18 protein-coding genes are annotated in these 16,990 nt (G+C 65.7%); 16 read left to right on the top strand and 2 right to left on the bottom strand.

The features are described from left to right. Nucleotides 1–36: 36 nt before the first annotated feature. The 10 genes from IB255_RS11125 to trpE all read left to right on the top strand — a co-directional run bounded on the left by IB255_RS11125 (nt 37) and on the right by trpE (nt 12,205). The gene (locus IB255_RS11125; protein WP_081520787.1) at nt 37–2,448 is read left to right on the top strand and encodes a PAS domain S-box protein; all 2,412 of its coding nucleotides are present in this window, start codon (nt 37–39) and stop codon (nt 2,446–2,448) included. Between the two features lie 51 nt (nt 2,449–2,499). Further along, on the top strand, nt 2,500–3,129 hold the full coding sequence (locus IB255_RS11120; protein ID WP_081520786.1) for a response regulator transcription factor: 630 nt from the start codon (nt 2,500–2,502) through the stop codon (nt 3,127–3,129). Between the two features lie 164 nt (nt 3,130–3,293). Continuing rightward, nucleotides 3,294–4,331: an ABC transporter substrate-binding protein gene (locus IB255_RS11115; protein WP_139791706.1), complete on the top strand. Its 1,038-nt coding sequence runs from the start codon at nt 3,294–3,296 to the stop codon at nt 4,329–4,331. A 180-nt stretch (nt 4,332–4,511) separates the two neighbouring features. Beyond that, entirely contained in the window at nt 4,512–5,621 is a 1,110-nt protein-coding gene (locus IB255_RS11110; protein ID WP_081520784.1) for an ABC transporter ATP-binding protein, read from the top strand. A 68-nt stretch (nt 5,622–5,689) separates the two neighbouring features. Then, entirely contained in the window at nt 5,690–6,739 is a 1,050-nt protein-coding gene (locus tag IB255_RS11105; protein WP_081520783.1) for an ABC transporter substrate-binding protein, read from the top strand. A 127-nt stretch (nt 6,740–6,866) separates the two neighbouring features. Beyond that, entirely contained in the window at nt 6,867–8,114 is a 1,248-nt protein-coding gene (locus IB255_RS11100; protein ID WP_081520782.1) for an ABC transporter permease, read from the top strand. A 16-nt stretch (nt 8,115–8,130) separates the two neighbouring features. Beyond that, nucleotides 8,131–8,958 (top strand): ABC transporter permease, encoded by an 828-nt coding sequence (locus tag IB255_RS11095; protein WP_045214142.1) that lies wholly within the window; start codon nt 8,131–8,133, stop codon nt 8,956–8,958. Nucleotides 8,959–9,146: 188 nt separating this feature from the next. Further along, a complete protein-coding gene (gene rpe / locus IB255_RS11090) occupies nt 9,147–9,821 on the top strand; it encodes a ribulose-phosphate 3-epimerase (protein ID WP_015475282.1) in 675 nt (224 codons plus the stop codon). Next, nucleotides 9,821–10,639 carry a phosphoglycolate phosphatase gene (locus tag IB255_RS11085; protein WP_081520781.1) on the top strand — a complete coding sequence of 273 codons (819 nt, stop codon included), beginning with the start codon at nt 9,821–9,823 and terminating at the stop codon, nt 10,637–10,639. Before rpe ends, IB255_RS11085 begins: the two co-directional genes overlap by 1 nt. A gap of 72 nt (nt 10,640–10,711) precedes the next feature. Further along, nucleotides 10,712–12,205, top strand: a complete 1,494-nt coding sequence (gene trpE / locus IB255_RS11080; protein ID WP_081520780.1) for an anthranilate synthase component I — start codon at nt 10,712–10,714, stop codon at nt 12,203–12,205. Between the two features lie 188 nt (nt 12,206–12,393). On the opposite strand, the gene IB255_RS11075 is transcribed toward trpE, so the two are convergent. After that, the gene (locus IB255_RS11075; RefSeq protein WP_081520779.1) at nt 12,394–12,708 is read right to left on the bottom strand and encodes a pyocin activator PrtN family protein; all 315 of its coding nucleotides are present in this window, start codon (nt 12,706–12,708) and stop codon (nt 12,394–12,396) included. Between the two features lie 121 nt (nt 12,709–12,829). Next, entirely contained in the window at nt 12,830–13,600 is a 771-nt protein-coding gene (locus tag IB255_RS11070; protein WP_081520778.1) for an XRE family transcriptional regulator, read from the bottom strand. Between the two features lie 410 nt (nt 13,601–14,010). Here IB255_RS11070 and IB255_RS11065 point away from each other — a divergent pair, with 410 nt between their 5' ends. From IB255_RS11065 to IB255_RS11040, 6 genes are all read left to right on the top strand, one after another. Beyond that, entirely contained in the window at nt 14,011–14,220 is a 210-nt protein-coding gene (locus IB255_RS11065) for a TraR/DksA C4-type zinc finger protein (RefSeq protein ID WP_081520777.1), read from the top strand. Between the two features lie 19 nt (nt 14,221–14,239). Further along, complete coding sequence (locus IB255_RS11060) at nt 14,240–14,599, top strand: hypothetical protein (protein ID WP_045212666.1); 360 nt, start codon at nt 14,240–14,242, stop codon at nt 14,597–14,599. Between the two features lie 82 nt (nt 14,600–14,681). After that, a complete protein-coding gene (locus IB255_RS11055) occupies nt 14,682–15,155 on the top strand; it encodes a GNAT family N-acetyltransferase (RefSeq protein ID WP_081520776.1) in 474 nt (157 codons plus the stop codon). A 316-nt stretch (nt 15,156–15,471) separates the two neighbouring features. Then, nucleotides 15,472–15,816 (top strand): phage holin family protein, encoded by a 345-nt coding sequence (locus IB255_RS11050; RefSeq protein WP_081520775.1) that lies wholly within the window; start codon nt 15,472–15,474, stop codon nt 15,814–15,816. Between the two features lie 17 nt (nt 15,817–15,833). Next, the gene (locus IB255_RS11045; RefSeq protein WP_081520774.1) at nt 15,834–16,364 is read left to right on the top strand and encodes a hypothetical protein; all 531 of its coding nucleotides are present in this window, start codon (nt 15,834–15,836) and stop codon (nt 16,362–16,364) included. After that, nucleotides 16,361–16,924 (top strand): phage baseplate assembly protein V, encoded by a 564-nt coding sequence (locus IB255_RS11040; protein WP_081520773.1) that lies wholly within the window; start codon nt 16,361–16,363, stop codon nt 16,922–16,924. The genes IB255_RS11045 and IB255_RS11040 overlap by 4 nt, the downstream gene beginning before the upstream one ends. Nucleotides 16,925–16,990: the final 66 nt, after the last annotated feature.

The following is a 16,990-nucleotide window of genomic DNA, read 5'->3' as shown; positions in this document are numbered from 1 at the left end:
TGCTTTGACCCGAGTGAAATCCATGGTGCTTTCGGCATGAGACGTCTGTTCTGGAAAGCCTGCCTGGCCTGGCTCTGCTGCCTGCCGTTGCTGGCCGTGGCGGAAACTGCCGCGCCACCGTTGACCCTGGATCAGGCGCAACTCGCGTGGCTTGCCGAGCATCCGCAGCTGCGTGTCGGCGCGGTGCTCGAGGCACCTTATGTGCAGCAGGATCGCCGCCTGCAGCAGCTCTCCGGGGCCAACGTCGAACTGCTGGAGTGGCTGGCCAAGTCCCTGCACGTCAGCCTGGAGTGGCGCACCTTTCCCGACCAGGCCGCGCTGGAGAAAGCGGTGCGCGCTGGCGAAATCGATCTTGCGCCCGGCGTCAGCCAGACACCTTCGACCTTGCGCGACTGGCTGTTCTCCGATCCCTACCTGCGCGTTCCGCGTCTCGTTGTGGGAGACCGACGCAGCGGCACCTCGGTGGAGCTGGATACCCTCGGCGAGGGCGAGTCCGTTTCCGTGCGCGGTCCCGGCCCGGTGGTGGACTACCTGCGTGGCACCTACTCGGGTCTGACCCTGCAGGTCGTCGACAGCGACCGCGAAGTGCTGCGCAAGGTGCTCGGTCGCGAGGCCAATTACGCGGTGATCGACGAGGCGCAGCTGGCGCGCCTGACCCGCGAAACCGAATTCACCGGCCTGCTGGTGGTGGCCGACATCGGCTATCCGCAGCTGCTGCGCGTGGCGACCCGGCGCGGCCTGCCGGAGCTGGCGGGGATCATCGACGCGGCTCTGCGCGCGGTACCCGCCAAGGACCTCGACCAGCTCCACGAACGCTGGCTGCAACCGACCTACCCGCGCCTGGGCTCCTCCCCCGGCTTCTGGCAGAACCTCTGCATCCTGCTCGGCCTGCTGCTTCTATTGGCGGTTGCCGCGCTGCTCTGGTTGCGGCGCCAGCACCGCGCGCTGGAGTCGCGCCTGCTCGCCGCGCGCCGCGATATCGAGTTGCGCCAGGCGGCGGAACAGGCCCTGCGCCTGACCCAGTTCGCCATCGACAGCAGCACCGTCGGCATCCTCTGGGTCAACTGGGACAGCCACGTGCGCTACGCCAACCGCGCGGCCGAAGAGATGCTCGGCTACTTGCCGGGAGCGGTGGTGGATCGGCCGCTGTCGGACTTCGAGCCGACGCTGAACATGGACCGCTGGCTCAACCTCTGGCGCCGCGCGCGCAACGCCGACGAGGCGCCACTGAGCTTCGAGACCCGCTGCCTGCGCGCCGACGGCCAGTGGCTGCCGGCGGACGTTTCGCTGAGCTTCCTGCGTTTCGGCGATTCGGAGTACCTGCTGGTGTTCCTCACTGACGTTACCGAACGCCGCCGCGCCCGCGCCGCGCTGGAAGAGAGCGAGGCGCGCCTGCAGGGCATCGCCGCCAACGTGCCGGGGCTGGTGTTCCGCCTGGAGCCCAACGCGCCGGACGATGACTCCGATTTCGCCTATATCAGCTTCATCACCGGCGGCAGCGAAACCTCGCTGGGGTACTCGCCCGGCTACTTGCGCGAGAGCGGCCTGGGCATCATGGGCCTGGTGCATCCGTCCGAGCGCGAGAGCTACCTGGCCAGCCAGCTGGACGCGGTGGAAGGCCATCGCAACTGGCTGTGGCAGGGCCGTATCCTCACCCGCAGCCACGAACCGCGCTGGGTCGATATCAAGGCTACGGTGCGTACCCTGGACGACGGTCGCCCGGCCTGGGACGGCGTGGTCTGGGACATCACCGAGCACAAGCAGATCGAGCTGGAACTGCAGGATTCCCGCGCGCAGCTGCGCGAGCTGTCGGCGCACCTGGAGAGCGTGCGGGAGGAGGAGAAGGCGCGCATCGCCCGCGAAGTGCACGATGAGCTGGGCCAGGTGCTCACCGTGCTCAAGCTGGAAACCTCCATGTGCGAACTGGCCTACGCCGAGCTGGACAGCGGCCTGCGCGAGCGCCTGGACAACATGAAGCGGCTGATCGCCCAGCTGTTTCAGCTGGTCCGCGACGTGGCCACCGCGCTTCGCCCGCCGATCCTCGATGCCGGCATCGGCTCGGCGGTGGAATGGCAGGCGCGCCGCTTCGAATCGCGCACGCAGATTCCCTGCCTGGTGCAGGTGCCGGAGAATCCGCCGGAGCTGTCCGACGCCAAGGCCATCGGGCTGTTCCGCATCCTCCAGGAGGCACTGACCAATGTCATGCGCCATGCCCAGGCGCATACTGTGGAATTGCAGCTGAGCGTCGAAGGGCGCGAGTTGTGCCTGCGCATCGCCGACGACGGCGTGGGCTTCGATCCGAACGCCACGCGCCAGGGCGTTTCCTTCGGCCTGGTGGGGATGCGCGAGCGGGTGCTAATGTTCGGCGGCACCCTGCAGATCGACAGCCAGCCCGGGGAGGGCACCACGCTGTGGATCCGCGTGCCGTTGCGCTCCAGAGGTGGATGAACGGGCGAAAACCATAACGACAATGACAAGTGTGGAACGGGAGGAAAGGCGGTGATTCGAGTGCTGGTGGCGGAAGACCATACGATCGTGCGCGAGGGCATCAAGCAACTGATCGGCATGGCCAAGGACCTGCAGGTGGTCGGCGAGGCCACCAACGGCGAGCAGTTGCTCGACACCCTGCGCCAGACGCCCTGCGAAGTGGTTCTGCTGGACATCTCCATGCCCGGCGTCAACGGCCTGGAGGCCATCCCGCGCATCCGCGCGCTGAACAACCCGCCGGCGATCCTGATGCTGTCGATGCACGACGAAGTGCAGATGGTCGCCCGCGCGCTGAAGGTCGGCGCCGCCGGCTACGCCACCAAGGACAGCGACCCGGCGCTGCTGCTCACGGCGATCCGCAAGGTCGCCAGCGGCGGCCGCTACATCGATCCCGATCTCGCCGACCGCATGGTCTTCGAGGTCGGCCTGACTGATTCGCGCCCGCCCCATGCGCTGCTGTCGGAGCGCGAGTTCTCGGTATTCGAGCGCCTGGTACAGGGCGAGGGCGTCAACGAGATCGCCCAGCAACTGGCGGTCAGCAGCAAGACCATCAGCACCCACAAGGCGCGGCTGATGCAGAAACTCAATGCCAACTCGGTGGCTGACCTGGTGCGTTACGCCATGGAGCACAAGCTCGTCTGAACCGTCTGCGACGCCGGCTTGACCTGCGGCAGATCGCTCGCTGAATTTTCCCTCCACTCTGTGCGACGTGTCCGATTTCTGTAACACACCGTCTATCTAGCGGGCGTGAGGCAGGGAATGATTGCCGGCTTCATGCAGTACGTCGTGATAACAAGGAGAAGAAGATGTTGCGAGCGGTAAGGGGAGGGCTGCTGTTCGGCCTGCTGGGGAGCGCTGCGATGCCGGCGCTGGCGGACTACGTCACCGTGATTTCCTTCGGTGGCGCCAACAAGCAGGCGCAGGAAGCGGCCTTCTACAAGCCGTTCAAGGAAGTGACCGGCAACGCCGTCGTACACGGTTCCTACAACGGCGACCTGGCCAAGCTCAAGCGCATGGTGGAGATCAGCCATGTGTCCTGGGACGTGGTGGAAGTCGAGGCCCCCGAGCTCGCACGCGGTTGCGAGGAAGGGCTGTTCATGAAGCTCGATCCCAAGACCCTGGGCAACACCGCCGACTTCGTTCCCGGCGCAGTGCAGCCGTGCGGAGTCGGCATCTTCGTCTGGACCACGCTGCTGGCTTACAACCAGAGCAAGCTGCAGGGCACGCCCAGCAGCTGGGCGGATTTCTGGGACACGAAGAAGTTCCCCGGCAAGCGCGGCCTGCGCTGGGGCGCCAAGTACAGCCTGGAATTCGCCCTGATGGCCGATGGCGTGGCGCCGAAGGACGTCTACAAGGTGCTCGCCACCAACGATGGCGTCGACCGCGCCTTCCGCAAGCTCGACGAACTCAAGCCGAGCATCAACTGGTGGAAGTCCGGCCAGGACCCGGTGCGCGACCTCGCCGATGGCACCGTGGTGATGAGCTCCGCCTACAACGGCCGGATCGCCGCCGCGCAGGCCGAGCAGAAGGGCTTCCGCATGGTCTGGGCCGGCGGCATCTACGACTTCGACTTCTGGGCGCTGCCCTCGGGCGTGTTCAAGAAGGAGCTGGCCGAACAGTTCGTCAACTTCGCCGGCCAGCCGCAGCAGCAGAAGGCTTTCGCCGAGAACATCTCCTACGGCCCGACCAACCGCAAGGCCGTGGAACTGCTGGCGCCGGACGTGGCCGCCAACCTGCCCACCGCGCCGCAGAACATCGCCAATGCCGTGGGCATGAACGTGGCGTTCTGGGCCGAGCACGGCGACGCGCTGGAGCAGCGTTTCCAGGCCTGGGCCAAGCGCTGATCGCCGGGCTGCCGACCACAAGCTGGTCGGCAGTCTGTTTCGCCATTTTTTGTAGGGCGAACCCTACAAAGCATCCTCTCTAAGCCTTATAGCAATCTCTCATACCGCCCGATTTGCGCGCCGGTTCTGCTTCTCTAGTCTTGAGATCAACGGCATTTACAAAAATACAAAGGTGCGGTGATGGCCGAGAATCAGGCAAACGATGTGCTGGTGAGTTTCCGTGGCGTGCAGAAGAGCTACGACGGCGAATCCCTCATCGTGAAGGACCTCAATCTGGACATTCGCAAAGGCGAATTCCTGACACTGCTGGGGCCTTCCGGTTCCGGCAAGACCACCAGCCTGATGATGCTGGCCGGTTTCGAAACTCCTACCGCCGGTGAAATCCAGCTCGCCGGCCGCGCCATCAACAACGTCCCCCCGCACAAGCGCGACATCGGCATGGTGTTCCAGAACTACGCCCTGTTCCCGCACATGACGGTGGCCGAGAACCTGGCCTTCCCGCTCTCCGTTCGTGGCATGAGCAAGACCGATGTGAGCGAGCGCGTGAAGCGTGCGCTGTCCATGGTCCAGCTCGACACCTTCGCCGGCCGCTATCCCGGCCAGCTCTCCGGTGGTCAGCAGCAGCGCGTGGCCCTGGCCCGTGCGCTGGTCTTCGAGCCGCAACTGGTGCTGATGGACGAACCCCTGGGTGCGCTCGACAAGCAGCTGCGCGAGCACATGCAGATGGAGATCAAGCACATCCACCAGCGCCTGGGCGTGACCGTGGTCTACGTGACCCACGACCAGGGCGAAGCCCTGACCATGTCCGACCGCGTGGCCGTGTTCCACCAGGGCGAGATCCAGCAGATCGCCCCGCCGGCCGAACTCTACGAACACCCGCGCAACTCCTTCGTCGCCAACTTCATCGGCGAGAACAACCGCATCGCCGGCCAGCTCCAGGCCCGCGATGGCGACCGCTGCACCGTGGGCCTGGCCCGTGGCGAGAAGGTCGAGGCACTGGCGGTCAACGTCGGCAGCGTCGGCGACACCGTCAGCCTGTCGATCCGCCCCGAGCGCGTGCGCCTGAACGGCCACAGCGAAAACTGCGCGAACCGCTTCTCCGGCCGCGTCGCCGAGTTCATCTACCTGGGTGACCACGTGCGCATTCGCCTGGAGGTCTGCGGCCGTACCGATTTCTTCGTCAAACAGCCGATCGCCGAGCTCGATCCTGCGCTCAGTGTTGGCGACGTGGTTCCGCTGGGCTGGGAAGTCGAGCACGTCCGCGCGCTCGACCCACTGTCCGCGGCGTAACAGCGCGGCCCGGCCACTCCCGGACGCATCCAAGAAAAACAAACCTGCACACTGTGGAGACAACAATAATGTCGAAGTCCTTGAAAGCATCGGGGCTCAAACTCGCAGCGCTGACCCTGGGCGTGGCCTTCGCGGCCCAGTCCATGGCCGCTACCGACCTGACCGTGGTGTCCTTCGGCGGCGCCAACAAGAACGCCCAGGTGAAGGCGTTCTACGGCCCCTACGAGAAGAGCACCGGCAACAAGATCGTCGCCGGCGAGTACAACGGCGAGATGGCCAAGGTGAAGGCCATGGTCGATACCAACAGCGTCTCCTGGGACCTGGTGGAGGTCGAGTCGCCGGAACTGGCCCGCGGCTGTGACGAAGGCCTGTTCGAAACCATCGACCCGGCCATCCTCGGCAAGGCCGAAGACTACGTACCGGGCGCCGTCAGCAACTGCGGCGTGGGCTTCTTCGTCTGGTCCACCGTGCTGGCCTACAACGCCGACAAGCTGAAGACTGCACCGACCAGCTGGGCCGACTTCTGGGACACCAGCAAATTCCCGGGCAAGCGCGGCCTGCGCAAGGGCGCCAAGTACACCCTGGAATTCGCCCTGATGGCCGACGGTGTCGCGCCCAAGGACGTCTACAAGGTGCTGGCCACCAAGGAAGGCCAGGACCGCGCCTTTAAGAAACTCGACCAGATCAAGCCGAACATCCAGTGGTGGGAAGCCGGCGCCCAGCCGCCGCAGTACCTCGCTTCGGGTGACGTGGTCATGAGCTCCGCCTACAACGGCCGCATCGCCGCCGTGCAGAAAGAGAGCAACCTGAAGATCGTCTGGAACGGCGGCATCTACGACTTCGACGCCTGGGCCATCCCGAAGGGCGCCAAGAAGGTCGACGAGAGCCTGAAGTTCATCGCCTTCTCGGTTCAACCCGAGCAGCAGAAGACCTACTCCGAGAACATCGCCTACGGCCCGGTCAACAAGAACGCCGTACCGCTGCTGAGCAAGGAGCTGCTGAAGGACATGCCGACCACCCCGGAAAACATGCAGGGCCAGGTGGGCATGGACGTGACCTTCTGGGCTGACTACGGCGAGCAGCTGGAGCAGCGCTTCAACGCCTGGGCCGCCAAGTAAGCAAGCCCTTACCGCCACGGTCGCCCGGACCGTGGCGGACCGGAACCGTCGCACCCCCTCTCGCGGCGGCTCCTCCTGACACCACACCTTGGCCGCTCCCGGGCGGCCCGTTTTACCGGAGTTCGCTATGGCCACCGCTGTGTCGATGAACGAGGTCGCCGGCCCCACCCTCAAGCAGCGCCTGGCGCGCGCGGAGCGGATGAACCGCCTGAAGTCGCAGGCGCTGGTCCTGCCCCTGCTGGTCTTCCTCCTGCTGACCTTCCTCGTGCCCATCGCGGCACTGCTCTACAAGAGCGTGAACAACCCCGAGGTCGTCGGTGCGCTGCCGCTGACCGTCAACGCCATTTCCGAGTGGGACGGCAAGTCGCTGCCTTCGGATGCGGTGTACAAGGCGCTGAGCGACGACCTGGTCGCCGCGCGCAAGAACCAGACCATCGGTGACCTGTCCAAGCGCCTGAACATGGAACTGGCCGGCTACCGCAGCCTGCTGTCCAAGACCGCTCGCGCGCTGCCGTTCAAGGAGCAGCCGGCGTCGTACAAGGACGCAATGGAAGCACTCGACGAGCGCTGGGGCGACCCGGCCTACTGGCAGGCGATCCGTCGCAACGCCAGCTCCGTCACGCCCTATTACCTGCTGGCGGCGCTCGATCACCGTATCGATGACCTGGGCGAAATCGCCCGCGCCACACCGGACCAGTCGATCTACCTGGACATCTTCGCCCGCACCTTCTGGATGGGCGCGGTGATCACCCTGATCTGCCTGGCGCTGGCCTACCCGCTGGCCTACCTGCTGGCGATCCTGCCGACCCGCAAGTCCAACCTGCTGATGATCATGGTGCTGCTGCCGTTCTGGACCTCGATCCTGGTGCGCGTCGCCGCGTGGATCGTGCTGTTGCAGTCGGGCGGCCTGATCAACGGCGCGCTATTGAAGATGGGCCTGATCGACGAGCCATTGCAGCTGGTGTTCAACCGCACCGGCGTGTACATCTCCATGGTCCACATCATGCTGCCGTTCATGATCCTGCCGATCTACAGCGTGATGAAGGGCATTTCCCCCAGCTACATGCGCGCCGCAATTTCTCTGGGCTGCCATCCGTTCTCCAGCTTCTGGAAGGTCTACTTCCCGCAGACCGTGGCCGGTGTCGGCGCCGGTTGCCTGCTGGTGTTCATCCTGTCGATCGGCTACTACATCACCCCGGCCCTGCTGGGCAGCCCGAACGACCAGATGGTCAGCTACTTCGTCGCCTTCTACACCAACACCACCATCAACTGGGGCATGGCCACGGCCCTGGGCGGCCTGCTGCTGTTCGCCACCCTGGTGCTCTACGTGATCTATGGCTGGCTGGTGGGCGCGAGCCGCCTGCGCCTGGGCTGATGAGGAGAACAAGAAGATGCTGAGCCCGTACATGTCCCCGGTCGAGCGCGTGTGGTTCTACACCCTGCGCATCCTCTGCGGCCTGATCCTGCTGTTCCTGGTGCTGCCGGTACTGGTCATCGTGCCGCTGTCGTTCAACTCCGGCACCTTCCTGGTCTACCCGCTGCAGGGCTTCTCCCTGCGCTGGTACGCCGACTTCTTCAACTCCGCCGAGTGGATGCGTGCGCTGACCAACAGCATCATCGTCGCCCCGGCGGCCACCGTGCTGGCGATGGTCTTCGGCACCCTGGCGTCGATCGGCCTGACCCGCGGCGAGTTCCGCGGCAAGGCGCTGGTCATGAGTCTGGTGATTTCGCCGATGGTGGTGCCGGTGGTGATCATCGGCGTGGCGAGCTACCTGTTCTTCGCGCCGCTGGGCCTGGGCAACAGCTACATCTCGCTGATCATCGTCCACGCGGTACTGGGTGTGCCGTTCGTCATCATCACCGTGTCGGCGACCCTGCAGGGCTTCAACTACAACCTGGTGCGCGCCGCCGCCAGCCTGGGCGCGCCGCCAGTGCTGACCTTCTTCAAGGTCACCCTGCCGCTGATCGCTCCGGGGGTGATTTCCGGCGCGCTGTTCGCCTTCGCTACCTCCTTCGATGAAGTGGTGGTGACCCTGTTCCTCGCCGGCCCCGAGCAGGCCACCCTGCCGCGCCAGATGTTCAGTGGCATCCGCGAGAACCTCAGCCCGACCATCGCCGCAGCGGCGACCCTGCTGATCGGCTTCTCCGTCGTGCTCCTGCTCACCCTCGAGTGGCTGCGCGGCCGCAGCGAGAAACTGCGTACCGCACCGACTTCCTGATTCACAGTGTTTCGCGGACGGTTGCGTCCCTGTGCTCACCCACAGGGGCGGGATCGATCCGCGATTTTTTTGCCCGCTTTCCCGCCTGAAACCGTCCTTTTCGCTTCGACTATCGGCCCGATCCCCTTCGAGCCGTCCGAGCGGCTACAATGCGCGCCATCCGTGATTTCCGCCCACAGAGGTGCGCCATGCAACCCTACGCCATCGCTCCGTCGATCCTTTCCGCCGACTTCGCCCGCCTGGGCGAGGATGTGGACAAGGTGCTCGCTGCCGGCGCCGACATCGTTCACTTCGATGTGATGGACAACCACTACGTGCCGAACCTGACCATCGGCCCGATGGTCTGCACGGCCCTGCGCAAGTACGGCGTCACCGCGCCCATCGACGTGCACCTGATGGTTTCCCCGGTGGACCGCATCATTGGCGACTTCATCGAAGCCGGCGCCACCTACATCACCTTCCACCCGGAAGCCTCGCAGCACATCGACCGTTCCCTGCAACTGATCAAGGACGGCGGCTGCAAGGCCGGCCTGGTGTTCAACCCGGCCACCTCGCTGGACGCGCTCAAGTACGTGATGGACAAGATCGACATGGTCCTGCTGATGAGCGTGAACCCCGGCTTCGGCGGGCAGAAGTTCATCCCCGGCACCCTCGACAAGCTGCGCGAAGCCCGCGCGCTGATCGACGCTTCCGGCCGTGACATCCGCCTGGAGATCGACGGCGGGGTGAACGTGAAGAACATCCGCGAGATCGCCGAAGCGGGCGCCGACACCTTCGTCGCCGGCTCTGCCATCTTCAACGCACCGGATTACGCCGAGGTCATCCGCGCCATGCACGCTGAGCTGGCGCAGGCGCGCAAGTGATGAGTGCTGCACAACTGCCGTTCGCCGGGCTGCCGCGTCTGGTGATGTTCGACCTGGACGGCACCCTGGTGGACTCCGTCCCCGACCTCGCCGCGGCGGTGGACAAGATGCTGCTGGCGCTCGGGCGCCAGCCGGCTGGCCTGGAGGCGGTGCGTCACTGGGTCGGCAACGGCGCGCGGGTGCTGGTGCGCCGCGCCCTGGCCAATGACATCGAACACGATGGCGTCAGCGAGGAAGACACCGAGCGCGCCCTCGAACTGTTCATGGATGCCTACGCCGACAGCCATGCGCTGACCGTGGTCTACCCCGGCGTGATCGAGACCCTGAAGTGGCTGAAGAAGCGCGACGTCGAGCTGGCGCTGATCACCAACAAGCCCGAGCGCTTCGTCGGCCCGCTGCTGGATGAGATGAAGCTGGGCAAGTTCTTCCGCTGGATCATCGGCGGCGACACCCTGCCGCAGCAGAAACCCGATCCGGCTGCGCTGCTGTTCGTGATGAAGATGGCCGGCGTGTCGGCGGAACAGGCCCTGTTCGTCGGCGATTCGCGCAACGACATCCTCGCCGCCAAGGCCGCCGGCGTGCGCAGCGTAGGCCTGAGCTACGGCTACAACCACGGGCGTCCCATCGCCGAGGAAACCCCGACACTGGTGCTCGACGACCTGCGCCATCTGCTGCCTTGCTTCGACTCGGGCAAAGCGATAGTGTTGCCCGACTCCGCCTCAACTCCCGCTCAGCGAGACAGCACCGTGGAAACGGCTCCCCACACACTCTGGATGAAGGTCATCAAGGCCCTGGCCCGCTGGCGCTGGCGCGCCTGACATCCTTTGGCCGGTACGCCCGGCGCGTGTGTGCAACCAAGTCCGTTACCTCCTCATTCCACGAGGCTGATCATGACCCGCGAAGAATTCCAGCGCCTGGCCGCCGAAGGCTACAACCGCATTCCGCTGACCTGCGAAACCCTTGCCGACTTCGACACCCCGCTGTCGATCTACCTGAAGCTGGCCGACGGCCCCAACACCTACCTGCTCGAATCCGTGCAGGGCGGCGAAAAGTGGGGCCGCTACTCGATCATCGGCCTGCCCAGTCGCACCGTGCTGCGTGTCTACGGCCACCAGGCGAGCATCAAGGTCGACGGCATCGAGACCGAGAGCTTCGAATGCGCCGACCCGCTGGCCTTCGTCGAGGAGTTCAAGGACCGCTACCGCGTGCCGACCATCGCCGGTCTGCCGCGCTTCAACGGCGGCCTGGTCGGTTACTTCGGCTATGACTGCGTGCGCTACGTCGAGCAGCGTCTGGCGCAGTGCCCGAATCCGGATCCGCTGAACAATCCCGACATCCTGCTGATGGTTTCCGACGCGGTCGTCGTGTTCGACAACCTCGCCGGCAAGATGCACGCGATCGTCCTCGCCGACCCGGCGCAGGCCGATGCCTACGACCAGGGCCTGGCCCGGCTGGAAGAACTGCTGGAGCGCCTGCGCCAACCGATCACCCCGCGCCGCGGCCTGGACTTCAGCGCCGTGAACGCCCCGGAACCGCAGTTCCGCGCCAGCTTCACCCGCGAGGACTACGAGCGCGCCGTCGGCACCATCAAGGAATACATCCTGGCTGGCGACTGCATGCAGGTCGTGCCGTCGCAGCGCATGTCCATCGACTTCAGCGCAGCGCCGATCGACCTGTACCGTGCACTGCGCTGCTTCAACCCGACGCCCTACATGTACTTCTTCAACTTCGGCGACTTCCACGTCGTCGGCAGCTCGCCGGAAGTGCTGGTGCGCGTCGAGGATGGCGAAGTCACCGTGCGCCCCATCGCCGGCACCCGCCCACGTGGCGCGACCGAAGAGGCTGACCGGGCGCTGGAAGAGGACCTGCTCTCCGACGCCAAGGAAATCGCCGAGCACCTGATGCTCATCGACCTGGGCCGCAACGACGTCGGCCGCGTGTCGCAGACCGGCAGCGTGAAGGTCACCGAGCAGATGGTCATCGAGCGCTACTCCAACGTGATGCACATCGTCTCCAACGTGAACGGTCAGCTGAACGAGAAGCTCAGCGCGATGGACGCCCTGCGCGCCATCCTGCCGGCCGGCACCCTGTCCGGCGCGCCGAAGATTCGCGCGATGGAAATCATCGACGAGCTGGAGCCGGTCAAGCGCGGTGTCTACGGTGGCGCCGTGGGTTACCTCGCCTGGAACGGCAACATGGACACCGCCATCGCCATCCGCACCGCGGTGATCAAGAACGGCGAACTTCACGTCCAGGCCGGCGGCGGCATCGTCGCCGACTCGGTGCCGGCGGCGGAGTGGGAAGAAACCATCAACAAGCGCCGCGCGATGTTCCGCGCCGTGGCGCTGGCCGAGCACACCGCCAAGGTGCATGGCCGCGACTGAGTTGTAGGCTCGATGAAAAGCCCCGCTTCGGCGGGGCTTTTTTATTGGGCTCAAAGTTGTCGGCTGGGGTGAGTGGAGAAGCCCTGCGCAGGGATATCAGCAGCGTCGGCCCTTCGTAGGAGCGAGCTTGCTCGCGAAGATTCAGCCGGTTTCTCCGTCGCCGAGCGGGTTCGCGAGCAAGCTCGCTCCTACAGGGATACCACCTGCAGGCTCGCCTTGCGCCGCGCCAGCGCGGCATCGGCCTGCTGCGAGCGCTCCTCCACATAGGCCGCCAGGTGATCCACCGCGACGTACTGCATCGCCTTGTGGCTGTCGTCCAGCGTGGTCACCGGCAGGGCGATGCGCCCGCAGGACAGCGCCTTGCTGAAATTCTCCCGGTTCAGGTTGCGGAACCAGCGCTCGCGCACCTGCTCCAGCGGCACCAGGACATCCCCGAAGATCTGATAGACCAGGCTCACCGTCTCCGGGCGCGGGGCGGGGCGGACATCTGCGGTCGACTGCATGGGACTCTCCTGTTCCGATGGTGGTGGCGACAGGAGTAAATATAGCAAAGGTTGTACTTCTCTTCAATCGACACCCAGGAAAAACCCCGCCGAAGCGGGGCTTTTTCATCGTGAAACGGGCTCAGCGAACCAGGGTCGGGGCGCGGCGATGGCGCACCGTGGACCACCAGAAGACCCAGCCGATCAGGCGGATCTGCCCGCTGTCGAACTGCTCCGCCGGGTACTCCTCGTCGGGGTATTCGTCGCGGTTGAAGCTGCGCAGGCGGATGCCGCCGCCGGGCAGGCGGTAAACGAACTTCACCCGCAGCATGCCCTCGTGTTCCAGGGCGTAGATCTCGCCGTCGGTGATGTGCGTCGTGGCCGTGTCGATGCCGATGGTGGAGCCATCCATGATCAGCGGCTCCATGCTGTTGCCGGTGAGCTGGGCGCAGATCGCCGCCGCCGGGTCGACCCCTGCGGCGCGCAATGTGGCGTAGGAGAAACGCAGCTTGCGCCCCTCTATCTCGCGCACTGCGGTGCGGCCAGCGCCGGCCGCCAGTTCCACTTCCTTGTACAGGCGTAGTTCCACTTCGTCCTCGTCCAGCGGTGTGTCGCTATCCCATGGGTGCAGCGGTTCCAGTCGCAGCGGGCTGCCATCGGCCGGGCGTGGCGCGGGTGTGCTGGTGCCCGGCGCCGGCGTGCCTTCTCCGGTGGCCAGCCAGGTCGGCGAGACCCCCAGCGCGCTGGCGATCTCGATCAGCTTGCGCGTGCTCTGCGCCTTGCCCGAGGTCAGCTTGTGGATGGTGTTCTGCGAAACCCCGGCAGCTTCGGCCAGGGTTTCCTGCTTGAGGTTGCGCGAGGCCATCGCCTGTTTCAGGCGGTCGGCCAGCGTTGATGAGGGAGTCTTGTCCATGGCGGCACTCTACCTCCTGGGTTGTAGCGTGTAAATAGCTTTGGTGTTGACTGAATATAGCTATGGTTGTAATCATGAAAGCCAGCAGCACACCGGAGGCACGAGAACCGGTTCGGCTGAAGGGAGGCCGTGGCTTCCCCCTCACTGCGGCAAGGAGGCCGTGGGTTGCCTGCAGACCGTCACTAGCGGGGCAGGCTGGAGGACGCGGGTGGGCCAGGGAGGCGCCGCCCGCGTACCGGCAAGGGATGCCGCCCGACGAGTCGGCGTCCGTGACGAACAGATCGCGACTGACCACCCCAGGCGGCCGAAGCACGGCGACCACGGAGGGCATGTCGCCAGGAGGACCTTCATGAACCAACACCCGAACTGCACGATGCAGCCCGAATCCCCCGCCGATGCGGAGGTGCGCCGTGGCTGATATCGCTGACTACGCCAACGACCTGATGCTGGAGCGCATCGAGGACATGCTGCACAGCCGTCGCTCCTCGGCGGCGATCAGCTCCGCCGAGTATTGCGAGGATTGCGGCGACGACATCCCGCCGGCGCGCCGCCTGGCGGCGCCGGGCTGCACCCGCTGCATCGACTGCCAGGCCCTGGATGAACTGGAGCGGCGGCACTGAGCCGCGCGGGAGAAACGCCGTGATCAAACCCATCGATGAAATGCTCAAGCTCTGGGCCGAAGAGATGCACAACCCGGGCAGCGCCGGTGGCGGCTATGCCGGCGGCAACCTGCTGGCGATGATGATGGCCAACAAGGGCGAGATGATTCGCGGCACGCGGGGCAGCAAGGTGATCCTCGACCGCGTTGCCGAACTGGACCTGATCATCAACCACCTGCCCGACGAGCAGAAGGACGTGGTCACCGAGCACTACCTCAATCGCGACAGCGAGGCTTCGCAGAAGTACCGGCACTGCCGCTGCAGCCGCAACACCTTCTACCTGCGCCTGCACGTGGCGCACCAGAGCATCCAGTCGCGGTTGATGCGCCGCGTCGCCTGATCCTTTCCCTTCTTCATCCCAAGCCCGGCCCTGCGCCGGGCTTCGTGCTTTTCGCGTGTGCCCGGAGCTATGCTCGCGGCCCATGACGACACCACTCCTGATTCGCTGTGCCGAGGCCGCCGACACCGAGGCCATCCTGCGCATTCTCGGTGAAACCTACCAAGCCAACTGGAAGCCGGCGCTGAGCGCGGAAGCCATCGCGCGCTTCGAGTCCTCCGCGCACACCTCTACTTATGTTCGCGAGCGCCTGGCGCATTTCGCGGTCGCTTGCATGGCTGGCGAGGTAGTCGGCCTGCTCGATTGGCGCGATGACTTCATCGATGCCCTGCATGTCTCTCCCCGTCATCAGCGTCTGGGAATCGGTGCGGCGCTGCTGAATCACGCAGAGGCTGCCATCAGCCGTAACGGCAGTGCATGTGTTCGCCTGGAGACCGACACCTTCAACCAGCAGGCGCGCGCTTTCTACGGCAAGCACGGCTATGCGGAGATCGACTACTACCCGGACGAGGAGTGGCACAGCGGCTTCACCACTGTGCTGATGAGCAAGGCTCTCTGAAATTTCCGACGCCGGATTTCGGCGTTTCGACAGCACATTGCGGTGTGTCATCTGCGTATTGCAGCGTATTCCCCAAGAAGCATTGTTCCGGCGGGAATCGGGGGGTAAAAAGTAGTCATTCTTGTAAAGGTGCGTCCCCAGGGAGCACAACGCGAAACCCCGAAAAGCCCGGCCAGTGAGCCGGGCTTTTTCATGCCCGCGTTTTTCTGATCCGTCGTTGCGGCGGGTGGCCGGCGAGGACGCTGGCAGTCATCCCCGGCTGGCTGATAGCCGCCGGTTTCGCCCGTTCACGGGCGTCTTTATCCAAGGTGAGCCAATGGGCAACGAACCTCAGACCCTGGCCGACGTGCCTTTGTGGGGGCTGATCCTGCTCGCCGTCGCGGGCGGCATCAGCGGTGAAATGTGGCGCGCCGACAAGGCGGGCCTGGGCGGCTGGCGGTTGCTGCGGCGGCTGGCGCTGCGCTCAGGCGCCTCCATTGTCTGCGGCATGGCGGTGATGTTTCTGGCCATGGCCTGCGGCGCCTCGCTGACGCTGGCTGCCGCGATCGGCAGCCTGACCGCGGCGGCCGGCGCGGAGATTGCCGTCGGCCTTTATGAACGCTGGGCGGCGAAGCGCCTGGGTGTCTGCGAGTTGCCGCCGAGCGAGCGCGGACCAGAGTGAAGCAGCAAGGAGACGACATGTCCGAACAACCTTTGACCCTGGCGCTGTTGCTCGATGCGGTCGAACAGACGCTGACCGCACGACTGGGCGAGATTGGCGCTTATCTGCGCGGCCCGCTGAAGCAGGTCCCGGCGGCGCTCCCGGCGCTGGCGCTGGAGTACGCCGGGATGCTGCCGGGCCAGGACCCTGGCAATGGCCAGACGGCACTGATCTGTCGGCTGCAGGCGCGCCTGCTGGTGGCGCGCGACGATGCCGAGGCCGAGGAACTGGCGCTGCGCAATGTCGCGGCGCTGGCGGTACTGCTGCGTGCACAGAGCTGGGGGCTGGAACTGGAGCCGGTGAGCTTCATCCAGGCCCAGCCGGAGCTCGACAACCCGGTGCTCGCGGCCTGCCGCGTGTGGTTGGTCGAATGGCGGCAGCCCGTGTTGCTGGGTGAGGCCGAGTGGCCCTGGGAGGACCAGCCGCCGGGCAGCCTCAGGCTCGGCTTCGACCCGCAGACCGGCCCCGGCCACGAGGACGACTACTTCGATCCGGGAGCCCTGCAATGAATCAGGACTATGTGAGTGCCGAGCACGATCGCATGCTCGCTGCGCTGGTCATGCCCTGCGAAGTGGTGGCCGTGGATCTGGCGGCGGCGCGGGTGCGCGTGCGCTCCGGCGAGTGGACCAGCGCCTGGGTGCGCTGGCATGCCCAGGCCGCCGGCGCCGCGCGGCACTGGCGTGCGCCGAGCCTGGGCGAGCAGGGCGTGCTGCTCAGTCCGTCCGGCGTGGCGGCCATGGGCACCTTCGTGCCGGGGCTGTTCGGCGCGGCCTCGGCGCCGCCGAACAATCGCGGCGAGGTGGAGAGCTGGCATTTCCCTGATGGCGCGGTACTCAGCTACGACTGGCAGGCGCATCGCTATGACCTGCAGCTGCCCGCCGGCAGCGCCACGGTGAAAGTCGGTGGCACGCAGGTGGTGATCGACCCTGGAGCGGTGGCTGTCACCGCCGCCAGCATCCAGCTGAGCGGCCCGGTGAGCATCCAGGGCGCGCTGACAGTGAACGGCAACATCAGCAGTACCGGCTCGATCATGGACACCGCCGGCAACAGCAACCACCACACCCATTGAAGTCGTATCGACTTCCAACCCGGGCCCGCCACGTGCGGGCCTTTGCATTTCTGGAGACCTGCCATG

Source organism: Pseudomonas sp. PDM22 (genome assembly GCF_014851965.1).
GTDB lineage: Bacteria > Pseudomonadota > Gammaproteobacteria > Pseudomonadales > Pseudomonadaceae > Pseudomonas.
This window is presented reverse-complemented; position numbering and strand designations above follow the sequence as displayed.

Coding starts and splice junctions, on each gene's coding strand:
- IB255_RS11115 (WP_139791706.1), top strand. CDS start 3,294: ATGTTGCGAGCGGTAAGGGGAGGGCTGCTGTTCGGCCTGCTGGGGAGC.
- IB255_RS11070 (WP_081520778.1), bottom strand. CDS start 13,600: ATGGACAAGACTCCCTCATCAACGCTGGCCGACCGCCTGAAACAGGCG.
- trpE (WP_081520780.1), top strand. CDS start 10,712: ATGACCCGCGAAGAATTCCAGCGCCTGGCCGCCGAAGGCTACAACCGC.
- IB255_RS11045 (WP_081520774.1), top strand. CDS start 15,834: ATGTCCGAACAACCTTTGACCCTGGCGCTGTTGCTCGATGCGGTCGAA.
- IB255_RS11075 (WP_081520779.1), bottom strand. CDS start 12,708: ATGCAGTCGACCGCAGATGTCCGCCCCGCCCCGCGCCCGGAGACGGTG.
- rpe (WP_015475282.1), top strand. CDS start 9,147: ATGCAACCCTACGCCATCGCTCCGTCGATCCTTTCCGCCGACTTCGCC.
- IB255_RS11050 (WP_081520775.1), top strand. CDS start 15,472: ATGGGCAACGAACCTCAGACCCTGGCCGACGTGCCTTTGTGGGGGCTG.
- IB255_RS11085 (WP_081520781.1), top strand. CDS start 9,821: ATGAGTGCTGCACAACTGCCGTTCGCCGGGCTGCCGCGTCTGGTGATG.
- IB255_RS11105 (WP_081520783.1), top strand. CDS start 5,690: ATGTCGAAGTCCTTGAAAGCATCGGGGCTCAAACTCGCAGCGCTGACC.
- IB255_RS11100 (WP_081520782.1), top strand. CDS start 6,867: ATGGCCACCGCTGTGTCGATGAACGAGGTCGCCGGCCCCACCCTCAAG.
- IB255_RS11040 (WP_081520773.1), top strand. CDS start 16,361: ATGAATCAGGACTATGTGAGTGCCGAGCACGATCGCATGCTCGCTGCG.
- IB255_RS11055 (WP_081520776.1), top strand. CDS start 14,682: ATGACGACACCACTCCTGATTCGCTGTGCCGAGGCCGCCGACACCGAG.
- IB255_RS11095 (WP_045214142.1), top strand. CDS start 8,131: ATGCTGAGCCCGTACATGTCCCCGGTCGAGCGCGTGTGGTTCTACACC.
- IB255_RS11125 (WP_081520787.1), top strand. CDS start 37: ATGAGACGTCTGTTCTGGAAAGCCTGCCTGGCCTGGCTCTGCTGCCTG.
- IB255_RS11110 (WP_081520784.1), top strand. CDS start 4,512: ATGGCCGAGAATCAGGCAAACGATGTGCTGGTGAGTTTCCGTGGCGTG.